This is a genomic window from Streptomyces sp. NPDC059851 (assembly GCF_042732005.1).
Taxonomy (GTDB): Bacteria; Actinomycetota; Actinomycetes; order Streptomycetales; family Streptomycetaceae; genus Streptomyces.
Genome location: NZ_JBHWJJ010000034.1, coordinates 1 through 10,819, shown reverse-complemented (window position 1 = coordinate 10,819; position 10,819 = coordinate 1). Strand labels below are relative to the sequence as shown.

Sequence of the window (10,819 nt, the reverse complement as noted above, 5' to 3'; positions counted from 1 at the left end):
GTGTGGGTGTGGTGTTCGTGGGTGGGGGGGGGCGGGGACTTGGGGGGGGTGGGGGGGGTGTGGTTGTGCCGTGGGGTGGGGGGGGTGGGGTGGGGGGGGGGCGGCCCGGGGGCGGCCGCGGTCCGCTCGCCCGGCAGGTGGCCTTTAGGCCGCGTACAGGTCGAACGTGGATCCCCGTCGGGGGCCGGCGACCACGTCCAGCGCCGGGTCCACTGCCAGCATCGCTTGGTGCAGGCGCTGGAGTTGGGGTGAGGGCTCGACGCCGAGGTCTTCGATGAGGCGTACTCGCAGTCTGCGGTAGACGTCCAGTGCGGTGGCTTGGCGGCCGGAGCGGTAGAGCGCCACCATGGCTTGTGAGTGCAGGCTTTCGTGTTGGGGGTGTCGGGCGATCAGCTCGGTGAGTTCGGCGAGGAGTTCGGTGTGTCGGCCCAGCCGCAGGTCGACGTCGATGCGTCGCTCCACGGTCACCAGTCGGCTCTCCTCCAGTCGCATGACGTCGATCTCCAGGATCGGGCCCACGCGCACGTCGACCAGGGCCGGGCCCTGCCAGAGCGCGAGTGCTTGCCGCAGTCGGGTGGCGGCCCGTTCGTCGTCGCCTTCCTCGAAGGCGTTTTGGCCCTCGGCGACCAGTCGGTCGTACTCGTGGACGTCCACGCTCTCCGGGGCGATCTGCAGGAGGTAGCCGCCGTGCCGGGTGGCGAGGACCTCCTTGGCCCCGCCGGGGTCGCCCGGGCCCATGGCTGTGCCGAGTCTGCGGCGCAGCTGCAGTATGTAGGTCTGCAGTGTGGTGAGCGCGCTCTGGGGCAGTTCGGTGCCCCAGACCTCCTCCATGAGGGTGGGCACGGGCATCACCCGGCCCGGGTAGAGCGCGAGCAGCGCCAGGATTTGGCGCGGCTTGCCGGCCGTCGGAACGATTGAGCCCCCGTTGACCTCGGCGCTCAACGGACCTAGAACCTGAATCTTCACGGTTTTCCCCGCTCGTCGTCGAGTTCCCATCGATTTCAAGCCTTCGACTGAGGCACAGTAGCGGGGCCCAGGGCGACGCCACCGATTTCTTGAGTCTGTGTCAAGTCGCCTTCAAAGAATGGCGGTTGTGCCGGGGTTGTGGAGCTGCCTGGGCTGCTGGGGATGCCGTATTCCGCGTTTTTCGATGGAGTGTTTGGGGGAAGCGTCTGATGGAATGGGGTGAACGCTGGAACGAGCGGTCGGGGTGTGCCCGTGCGTCGGCTTCGTGGAGTTGCCCTGCATGAGCACGGGTGGGGCGCGTGGCGGGTCCTCGGGCGCCGTGCGGCGGGGGGTCTGGGCCCCTTGCAGTGGCTTCTTGGCCCCGCCCAGGGCTGGGGTGTGGTTCGTCGCCGACGGTGGGCGTGCGGGCGGGCTGGTGCGCCGGGTCTTCGCTGCTGTGGTGGGGGGCGGCCCGGTCAGGGTGGGGGCCGGGCAGGTCTTCGCCCGGGCGCCGGAGCGGCTGGGGCGGGGGCAGGTTGACCTTTGGCTTCCCGCGATCGCGGGGCTGCCGAGGCGGGGCGGCTTGGTGCGGGGTGCGTGACGTCGCCCGGTCGCGGGCGGGCAACCGAATGGGGGCTGTCGGTCGTGCGCTGGAAGAAATTGCCTTTTTGCGTTGGGGAGTAGCGTGCGAAGGTTTCCCCCGGGGGTGGCCGTCGTGCTCTGGTCCGTTTTTTTGGGCGGGGGCGTTCCGCGGGATTTCGTGCTCACGTTGCCGTGCGGCTGTATTGCTGTGTGGGCTGCTTGCCGCTGCTGTGGTTCGGGGTCTTTGCTAAGGGGGCCGCGGTGGTTTTCGGTAGGACCGGGCGGTGCGGTGTGGTGTGGTTTGGGGGGAGGCCGGATACGCGGCGTTGGAGTTCGTCCGTGGGGCATGCCGGTGCCGGCCGTCGTCTCGGTGCCGCGGGCTGCCGCGGGCTGCCGCGGGCTGCCGCGGCGGCCAGCGGTTCGGTGTCCTCCCCGTGGGTGCCGGTCCGCGTGCCGGTCCGCCCGTCCGCCCGTTCGCCCGTTCGCCCGCGGCAGTGGCTTGGCGCTGTAGGTCGCAGAGCGCGGCGAGCCAGGTGCGGGGGATTCTGCGGCGACATCCTGCAGGAGGGCGCGTGGGTGGACGGGCTTGCTGCGGGTCCGCTGCGCCCTGTCCTGCACCGGGCTGTGTCTCTTCGGGCCGGGTCCGGGCGTGCGGGGGGCTGGGGGGCCGGATCCCTGGTGGGGGGGCGCCCCGTCTCAGCCGACGCGGACGAGTCGCTCGTGGTGGGTCTCCGGTGCCCCTACGGGGCTGTCGGGGCCGGCCATGAGGATCGAACGCTGCAGCCGGCGCAGCACGGCGGAAGGTTCGAGTCCGAGTTCGCGCACCAGGGTCTGGTGCAGCCGCTGGTAGACGTCGAGGGCTTCACCCCGGCGGCCGGAGCGGTGTAGGGCCAGCATGAACTGGCCGTGGAGGTTTTCGTGGGTGCGGTACCGGCTGGCCAGCACGGTGAGTTCTGCCAGCAGCTCCCGGTGTCGCCCGATCCGTAGATCGGCCTCGATGCGCTGGTCGAGGGCGCACAGCCGGGTCTCTTCCAGGCGTCGTGCTTCCATGTCCAGCTGGGTGCCGACGTGCACGTCGGCGAAGGCCGGTCCCGACCACAGGGACAGTGCTTCGCGTAGGAGTCGGGCGGCGCCGGGGAAGTCGCCCGCGTCCATGGCGCGGTAGCCCCTGCCGGCGAGCCGGTCGAACTCGCGGACGTCGCTGGTGCCGCTGCCGCTGTTGAGTAAGTAGCCTCCGGGCAGGGTGACCAGGACGTCCTTGGCCGTGCGCCGGCCGGTGTCGCTTTCGGTGCCCTCGCCTTGTTCCAGGGCCGTCGCGATGAGGGACCGCAGTTGCAGCACGTACGTCTGCAGCGTGGTGCGGGCACTGCGCGGTGGCGTGCCGGCCCACAGCTCCTCGATCAGTGCCGAGATCGGGACGACCTGGTCGGCGTGGAGTGCCAGCAGGGCCAGCACCTGTCGTGGTTTGGGGGCGGTAGGGGTGATGGAGCGGCCTTGCTCCCGAACCGCCAGAGTGCCCAGTAGTTCGATGTCCACGCCGTACTCCCCTGTCTATGGATGAGCCGAACTCAGTAAAAAACAGGACGGGCGGTTTGTCAATAGAAAACCGACCGGGCCGTTTCTACTTGCTTGGTCGCCTGACGTGCCCTCATGGGGTGGCCTGACCTTGGGTTTTGTTGCTCGTGTGGGGCGTTTCTGTGCTACGGATCGCTACGGATCCGCTCTGCAGCCTCTTCAGGATGGGCGGAGCGGGCACGGAAACAGACCGTTGGGTCTGCTGGGGGTTCGGTTCGTATGCGAAGGCCCCGGCGCTGCGTGTGCGTGCACGCGGTGCCGGGGCGCGGGGTCTGGCGCCTTCCTACTGGGGGCGGGTTCCGCCGGCTTGGAGGCCCGTCAGGAGGGCGGCCGGTGCGACGGCCGGCAGGAGCAGGCGCCAGAACCGGCTCACCGTCGTCGCCGAGAGCCACATCGCGTCCCGTACGCCGAGCACCTCGAACCCGGCGGTCGCGGCCACCACGGCGGTCACCACGTCCTGCGGCGCCACCTCCGTGCGCAACTCGCCTTCCGCCTCGGCCCGCTCCAGCGCTTGTGCGACCCAGCACCGCCAGTGCTCCCGCAGACCGACCCGGACCGGGCGGGACGGCTCACCGCCGAGGGCGAAGCCCGTGCGCAGCACCACGTCGTCGCGCAGTGCGTGGGCAAGGCGGTGGGTGACGTCGACCACGAGCTGGACGTGGCTGGCTTTGCCGGCCGGGGGTTGGGTGTGGGTGAGGGCCAGCAGTTTCGTCAGCGCCGTGGCTTCGACGACGTCCGCCAGGGCTGCTTTGCTCGCGAAGTGGAAGTGCAGCGCCCCGTTGCTCACCCCGGCGAGTGAACTGATCGCGGTGAGGGACGCCCGGGAGAAGCCCTCGCGGTCGAAGACCTCCGCCGCGGACCGGATCAGGGTCTCGCGCGTACGCGCCGCACGCTCCTGTTTGACCATCGACCGCTCCGTCGTTGCAAGGGGGTTGCCGTGCCTGCCGAGGGGCAGGCCGGAGAGCTGACTGCGGTGCTTCACGGGCACCGCCACGGCCGGGCCCCCTCCCCCGCGGCGCGGCCGCTCCCATGAGTGTAACAAACCGTCCGTGCGGTTTTAGAGGGGCGTGTTGTGCGCCGCGTATGCCCGCCCGGGTGCCTGGAACCGGGCCGTGGGGCCCGGCAGGGGGGTCGTCCGCGGGTACCTTCGGCCGGGCCGCTCAAGGATGAGTCGCGCCGCGCTGAAGCCGCGGGCGGGGGTGGGGCGGCGGGGTGTTGCACCGGTCGATCGCATCGGGGGCGGTCCCATCAGGGCGAACGCTCGGACCGGAATAAACGCTTCCGACTAAAACGAAACCGCTTGGTATGCATCCCGGTTGGTAGGTATCTTTTCCGGTCAGTGGCACCACGAACACATCTCGCACCAGCCCAGGGGGAGCAGTGTCTGTGAGCGCGTTTCATGTCGATTTGGCAGCGTTAGGTGCAGCGGGGGGAAGGTGCTGTAGGGCTTTGGCGGTCGAGCCCGGCGGCTTTACTCCCACGACGTTGACCACCACCGTTCCCAAGGAGTTGGTCCATCGCTCCGCCGTGGCGGAGGTGGTGCTCACCGGCTGGGCCCGGGTGGATGACACCCGCTTCGTCATGACTGCGCAGTGGCCCCGTGGTCACAGCTTCTTCACTCCGGTCGCCGGTGGCTACCACGACCCGCTCATCGGTTGCGAGACGCTCCGCCAGATCGGCATCCTCCTGGGGCACGCCGAGTTCGGTGTGCCGTTCGGGCACCAGTTCATCGTCTGGGACATCGGCCTGACCGTCCGGCCGCAGTACCTGCAGGTGGGGTACGAGCCCGCGGCACTCAGCATCGACATCACGTGCACGGAGATCAACCGGCGGGGCGGGAACCTGTCGAAGCTGCGCTTCGAGGCGGTGTTCCACCGTGACGGCCAGGTCGTCGCGACGGGGGGCGGGTCCTTTTCGTGCATGGCGCCGGCGGTCTACCGGCGGGTGCGCGGCGCGCACGTGCTCGGCAGTGACCGGTACCAGCTGCCGTTGATCAGTCCGGCGGCTCCGCAGAGCGTCGGGCGGATGTCCCCCATGGACGTCGTCCTGTCCCCCACCAGCGAGCAGGACCGCTGGCGCCTTCGGGTGGACACCCGCCATCCCGTCCTCTTCGAGCACGCGGTCGACCACGTGCCGGGCATGGTCTTGATCGAGGCGGCCCGCCAGGCCACGGCATCGGCGCTGGGGCGTTCGGCCTACCTCCCCCTCAGCATCACCAGCGAGTTCAAGCGGTACGTCGAGCTCGACTCGCCGTGCACGATCGAGGCGCTGCGGTTGCCGGGTACGGGTGCCGCGGGCGAGGAGACCGTGCTGGTGAGCGCTTGGCAAGACGGCGTTCAGGTCTTCGGCTGCACCGTGACCGCGGGGTCTCACCACCTGTGAGCGTCGTCAGGCGCCCGTGAAAGCCCCCAGGTGATCCCGCGCCCAAGTGCAAAAGGAACCGGCAGGCCGGCCGAGCAGCGCCGGAACCCCCGCCTCCACCTGGGCTTTCGCGCCCTGTCGTTGCCGGTGCGCGCTGTCCAGCAGTGCCTGCGCGACGGGCGGCGGATAGCGCTCGTGCAGTGCGGTACGCGCCTGCTGTGGATCCCATTCCTCGCACCGCAGCGGACGGCCCAGTAGCTCGGCGAGCACGGCCGTCTGTTGGACCGCCGTGATCGCCTGCGGCCCGGTCAGGGTGTGGACCCGGCCGGCGTGTCCTTCCTCGGTGAGCGCGCGCACCGCCACGTCCGCGATGTCGCGCGGGTCGACACAGGCGTTGGGGGACGACGCGCCCAGGGCCCGCACCACACCGTCCGAGCGGATGGACGCCGCCCAGGACAGGGCGTTGGACATGAACGACCGGGGGCGCAGCAGGGTCCACTGCATGGCCGAGCCCCGCAGGAGTTCCTCGTTGCGCCGCTGCCAGCGGGTGATCAGGTCCTGGGCGCCGCTGTCGGTGACCGCGGCCGCGGACAGCTTCACCACGTGGCGTACGCCCGCCGTCCGCGCGGCGTGGAGGAAGCGTGCGTCGTCATCCCCGAGCTGGTTGGTCACGAGGAACACGGTGCTCACCGCGCGGAGCGCGCCCGTCAGCGAGGTGGGGTCGGTGAAGTCGCCGCGGACGACCTCGGCCGTGGGTGGTGCGGTCGAGATGCGGGACGGGTCCCTGGCCATGATGCGAACTGCTCGGTCGGCGGGGAGTCGACGGACGACTTCCCGCCCTACGGTGCCGGTGGCGCCGGTCACGAGAATCATGGGTCTCCTTCTTGACCTGACCTTTTCCCGGCCCGTATCGGTGAGGTCAGCGACACCCCGTAAGATACGAACTGGGCGGTTTTTTTGGGCCGTCGAAGGCGCGACAACCCTGAGGAGGGAGGAGGCACAGTGGCTGAGCAGGTTCGGGCCATCCGCACCCGTCAGACGATCCTTTCGGCGGCGGCCAAGATCTTCGAGGAACACGGGTACCAAGCGGCCACGATCTCCCAGATCCTCAAAGAGGCGGGGGTGACCAAGGGTGCCTTGTACTTCCACTTCCAGTCGAAGGAAGACCTGGCCCAGGAAGTCCTCGCCGGGCAGGACCACAGGATCATGGTTCCGCCCCGTACGTCCAAGGTGCAGGAGATCGTGGACGTGGTGATGCTGCAGGCCCATCGCCTGCAGACCGATCCGATGGTCCGCGCCGGGGTGCGGCTGTCGATGGACCAGCTGGCCCAGGACATCGACCGTAGCGGGGCGTTCTTGCGGTGGGCCGAGGTCGGCCTCGAACTGCTGCAGCAGGCGCAGGCGCGGGGGGAACTGCTGCCGCACGCCGTGCCCGCCGAAACGGCCGACGTCATCGTGGGCTCGTTCGCCGGTATCCAGTCCATGTCCCAGGCGATCTGCGAGTACCGGGACCTGGCCGGCAGGGTCTCGGCCCTGATGCGGCACGTGCTGCCCAGTGCGGTCACTCCTTGCATCCTCGCCTCGCTCGACCTCTCCGAGAGCCGGGGAGCCAGGGTCTACGCCGAGGCCCTGAAGGTGGCCGAGGCACAAGAAGTCCTCGGCGCCGCGAGCTGAGCAGCCCCGGCCCGGCTCGCTCAAGGACGCCCCGCCCGGGCTTCCTTGTCGAAGTACACCGACAACGCCTCCCCCAGGTCGCCGCAGCCCGCAGCCCACGCGATGTAGCCGTCGGGCCGTACCACCACCGCCTCGTAGGGCACCTCGGGGACGGCGAGGGCGCGGACCACCTTCAAGGTCCCGGCCCATTCGCGTGCCTCGTCCCCGTGGCGGCTGCCTTCCTCACCGAACAGCAGCAGCAGGGGCCTGCCCTCCTGCAGGAGTTTGATCACGTCGGTCTCGCCCGTTCCCGTGCGGAGCGCCGCGTTGGGCAGGAACGTTCCTGCCGCCGGGCAGGGATGGCCGGTGTGGTCCGGCAGGACCGTGTCCTGGGCGCTGATCATGGCACTGAGCCGCCCGCTTTCCCGGTCCGCCGCCAGCAGCCCGCTGAACACCGCCCGCAGGGCGTCGAGTTCGGGCCCCGGCCGCATCAGCGCGAGCTGGGCCCGCGTGTTGTCGATGACCCGCTGGGCCACCGGCCGGCGCTCCACGTCATACGTGTCGAGCAGCCCCGCACCCGCCGCTCCCCGCACCGCGAGCGCCAGCTTCCAGCCCAGGTTGAGCGCGTCCAGCACCCCGGTACTGAGGCCCTGTCCACCGATCGGGAAGTGCACGTGCGCCGCATCGCCCACCAAGAAGATACGGCCCGCACGGAAGGTCCGGGCCAGCCGGGTGAAGTCACTGAACCTCCCCAGCCACCGCGGCTCTTGCATCGCAATGTCCCGTCCGGCTATCCACGACACCTCCCGACGCAGTTCCTCCAAGGTGGGCGGCGAGTGCCGGTCGACGTGCGCGCCCGTGCAGTTCAGCGTCCTGATGTGCGTCTTGCCCTGGGAGTCACGCCGGGACGCGATCCAGCCACGGGAAGTACGCTGCCAGCCCTCGGGCAGCGCATCCGGATCCGTGAGCGTCACCGCCCCCATCAACGCGGACACCGTTGCCGGATGGGTATCGGAGGCGATACCCGCCCGAGTACGCACCGTGCTACGAGCGCCGTCGGCCCCCACCACGTACCGGGCCACACACACCGCCCGACGGTGCGGACCCTCCGCCTCCACCCGCACCCCACCATCCTCCTGCACGACCTCGGTCACCCGGTGCCGGCGCAGGATCCGCGCCCCCGCCGCCCGCGCCCGCGCCTCGAAACGTCTTTCCAACTCCGCCTGAGGACACTTCACGATCGGCTCCGGTTCCCGCTCGGGAGCCGTGATCACCAGACCGGGCAAACCCGCGAAGTGAAACGGACGACCGGCCACAGCACGCGCATACGGGGCCACCAGCCCCGACAGATGCCCTCGCCGCGCCAGACACTGCACCGCCCGCGCATGCAGCGTGGTCGCTTTCGGCCGGTCAGACACACCCGCCTCCGACTCCAACAGCACGGTATCCACCCCGTACCCGGCTAACTCGGACGCCACGAGCATCCCGACCGGCCCCCCGCCGATCACCACCACCTGCGTCCGCATACGACGTTTCCCCTGCACAGCGGCGCCCTCCCCATCGGACCGAACTGCCTGGGAACCACAAAATATACCGGAAGCCCTGTTTTTTTAACCGGCCCCTCGGGTCAACAGAAACGACCTCCCCCGGGCCCTCACCCACCACGAACCCAGCCACCCACCCCACCCGCACCACCGGCCGGACCGACGGCGAGCCCGACCGACAGCCCCCCAAGGCCAGAAAGAACCAGCCCCCAGGACACGCCCAAGCAAGCCAGCACCACAGCACGCACGCCAAGAACCCCGCACCCCAGGGCACCAGACCACGACCCCCCGGGGGGCGCCAGACCACGACCCCCACCACGCACACCCGCCCAAGAACAGGACCCCCAGGGCCCACAGGGGCGGAGGCTCCTAGATGAATGAGTCCGATGTTCGTGCTGGTCGCGACCATGGCGAAGGACGCCCGTTGGCCTGAGTGTGACTTCTGGCCTGGACGCCCTTCTGGCGGCACGGTACGTGTTCATACAGCTCTCGGGAAAACGGCGACTACCTGCGCGAACGTGGAATCCGCTGCACCCTCTCGAACAAGGTCGACCAGCTCGTGAACCACCGGAAGCTCGGCACTCGCGGGGGCCGCCCGCCAACGTGCGACAAGACCGACTACCGCGAGCACCACACAATCGAGGCCGGCATCGCCGCCCCACGAGGCGCCGGGCGGTGGCCACCCGGTACGACGAGCTCGCCGCCCCGCTACGAAGCGACCGTTGCCGCCCAGGGCATCAACAAGCGGCCGTGCCCAGCTGCTTCGTACGACGCGTCATCGTCAGGCATTCATGGCAGCCCGGTCGGACTCACTGCGCAGAACACAAAATTCGTTGCCTTCGGGATCAGCAAGGACGGCCCAGCCTGAACCATCAGGATTCCGATGATCAGCGACAAAGGTAGCCCCAAGGCCCAGCAACCGGTCCACCTCCTCGTCACGCGAGGTCTCAGGACGCAAACACAGATGGACCCGATTCTTGATCGTCTTAACCTCGGGCACCTGGTTGAAGTACAACACGGGGCCCTCCGCCAACAGCACCTGAGTCTCCCGGTCACCCGGTCTGACCTCCGGATGCATCGAACAGCCCGTCACCTTCGACCAGAACCGGGCCAACGCGTAGGCATCCGCACAGTCAATCGCCACGTTCTGCACTACCGAAACCATGCACCCCAGCCTTCCCGACTTCCCCACCAAACGCCACCAACCTGCGCTCAACGATCACGCACCCAACCCAGACCCCGGCAGCACTTTCGATACCCGCCCCCCCTGGGCCACATCAGGCACCGTTCACCCTGTGGGCAGGCGGTATGCCGTCAAACCACACTGCCCCGCATGGAGTTGATCACGCGCGGCCGAAACGCTGACCAAAGACCGCCGCATGAGGGCCTTCATCGACGCACAGGACTGGCTCACCGCCTACCACCTGCCGCCTTACCACCCGACCTCAACCCCGTGGAAGGCATCTGGTCCACCCTCCGCCGGACCCCCAGGCCAACACGGCCTCCACCGACCCGAGCCACCTCACGCGCCAGCTCCGACACGACCTCCGCCAGATCCAATACCGCAGCGACATCATCGACGGACCCCTCACCGGCACAAGGCTCACCCTGACGACATCACGACCACCGTCCTCAGTAACGGTCCCGCGGAAGGCCACGCAGGGCAGTGGCGTGGAGTCGACCAGCCGCAGGCCGTCGTGCCAGGTCGGCACCTACCGGGCCAGGACCCCGATCACCTGCGAAAACAGCGGCCCGGCGCTGCTGAGCCGCTAGTTGTAGGCGGACTGCTGGGGCAGGTAGCAAAGCAGGTGCCCCAGCCAGGCGTGGGCCAAGCGGATCCAGTACCGGGCCGAGGGAAAGCCGAGCAGCACCTGGGCAACCGCCAGGCACAACAGTTCGGCGTCCGCCAGTTCGGGGATCGCTCGATCCGGCGACAAGGCGCCACCTGGTCGTCGATGAACACGTACAGTCCCGCCAGGCGTCCAAGCTTGTCGTCACACACGAGCCAACGGGCGCCCTTCACCATCCTCGCGGCCAGCACAAACATCGGGCTCACTCACCTAATAGTGCTTTGTTAGGTGGTGTCGTAGGGCTGCCAGGGGATGGTTTGCTGGCAGGTGGGGCAGGTGCCGGTCCAGGTGGCGATGAGGTGTTGGAGG

The 10,819-nt window shown here is 69.2% G+C and carries 9 protein-coding genes and 1 pseudogene; 3 read left to right on the top strand and 7 right to left on the bottom strand.

Going from position 1 to position 10,819, the window contains the following annotated elements:
* Window positions 1-144: 144 nt before the first annotated feature.
* The 3 genes from ACFV7Q_RS14700 to ACFV7Q_RS14690 form a co-directional block, all read right to left on the bottom strand.
* Entirely contained in the window at window positions 145-966 is an 822-nt protein-coding gene (locus ACFV7Q_RS14700; protein ID WP_385428337.1) for a BTAD domain-containing putative transcriptional regulator, read from the bottom strand.
* A gap of 1,257 nt (window positions 967-2,223) precedes the next feature.
* The gene (locus ACFV7Q_RS14695; RefSeq protein ID WP_385428335.1) at window positions 2,224-3,063 is read right to left on the bottom strand and encodes a BTAD domain-containing putative transcriptional regulator; all 840 of its coding nucleotides are present in this window, start codon (window positions 3,061-3,063) and stop codon (window positions 2,224-2,226) included.
* Between the two features lie 322 nt (window positions 3,064-3,385).
* Window positions 3,386-4,096 (bottom strand): ScbR family autoregulator-binding transcription factor, encoded by a 711-nt coding sequence (locus ACFV7Q_RS14690; RefSeq protein ID WP_385428333.1) that lies wholly within the window; start codon window positions 4,094-4,096, stop codon window positions 3,386-3,388.
* A gap of 491 nt (window positions 4,097-4,587) precedes the next feature.
* Between ACFV7Q_RS14690 and ACFV7Q_RS14685 the strand changes: the two genes are divergently transcribed.
* Window positions 4,588-5,484: a ScbA/BarX family gamma-butyrolactone biosynthesis protein gene (locus ACFV7Q_RS14685; protein WP_385428332.1), complete on the top strand. Its 897-nt coding sequence runs from the start codon at window positions 4,588-4,590 to the stop codon at window positions 5,482-5,484.
* Window positions 5,485-5,490: 6 nt separating this feature from the next.
* Here the strand turns inward: ACFV7Q_RS14685 and ACFV7Q_RS14680 are convergent, their stop codons facing one another.
* Complete coding sequence (locus ACFV7Q_RS14680) at window positions 5,491-6,336, bottom strand: NAD(P)H-binding protein (protein WP_385428330.1); 846 nt, start codon at window positions 6,334-6,336, stop codon at window positions 5,491-5,493.
* A gap of 129 nt (window positions 6,337-6,465) precedes the next feature.
* Here ACFV7Q_RS14680 and ACFV7Q_RS14675 point away from each other — a divergent pair, with 129 nt between their 5' ends.
* Window positions 6,466-7,137: a ScbR family autoregulator-binding transcription factor gene (locus ACFV7Q_RS14675; RefSeq protein WP_385428328.1), complete on the top strand. Its 672-nt coding sequence runs from the start codon at window positions 6,466-6,468 to the stop codon at window positions 7,135-7,137.
* A gap of 20 nt (window positions 7,138-7,157) precedes the next feature.
* Here the strand turns inward: ACFV7Q_RS14675 and ACFV7Q_RS14670 are convergent, their stop codons facing one another.
* Both ACFV7Q_RS14670 and ACFV7Q_RS14665 read right to left on the bottom strand, forming a co-directional pair.
* Complete coding sequence (locus tag ACFV7Q_RS14670) at window positions 7,158-8,642, bottom strand: FAD-dependent monooxygenase (protein ID WP_385428326.1); 1,485 nt, start codon at window positions 8,640-8,642, stop codon at window positions 7,158-7,160.
* Window positions 8,643-9,441: 799 nt separating this feature from the next.
* Entirely contained in the window at window positions 9,442-9,825 is a 384-nt protein-coding gene (locus ACFV7Q_RS14665) for a VOC family protein (protein ID WP_385428325.1), read from the bottom strand.
* Window positions 9,826-10,027: 202 nt separating this feature from the next.
* Between ACFV7Q_RS14665 and ACFV7Q_RS14660 the strand changes: the two are divergent.
* A pseudogene (locus ACFV7Q_RS14660) lies at window positions 10,028-10,283 on the top strand (transposase); the annotation flags it as partial.
* A gap of 146 nt (window positions 10,284-10,429) precedes the next feature.
* Here ACFV7Q_RS14660 and ACFV7Q_RS14655 read toward each other — a convergent pair.
* Window positions 10,430-10,597 (bottom strand): hypothetical protein, encoded by a 168-nt coding sequence (locus tag ACFV7Q_RS14655; protein WP_385428324.1) that lies wholly within the window; start codon window positions 10,595-10,597, stop codon window positions 10,430-10,432.
* Window positions 10,598-10,819 lie beyond the last annotated feature (222 nt).

What these genes read in the sequence shown, in the direction of transcription:
- ACFV7Q_RS14665 (WP_385428325.1), bottom strand. Translation starts at nt 9,825, where the DNA reads ATGGTTTCGGTAGTGCAGAACGTGGCGATTGACTGTGCGGATGCCTAC.
- ACFV7Q_RS14670 (WP_385428326.1), bottom strand. Translation starts at nt 8,642, where the DNA reads ATGCGGACGCAGGTGGTGGTGATCGGCGGGGGGCCGGTCGGGATGCTC.
- ACFV7Q_RS14680 (WP_385428330.1), bottom strand. Translation starts at nt 6,336, where the DNA reads ATGATTCTCGTGACCGGCGCCACCGGCACCGTAGGGCGGGAAGTCGTC.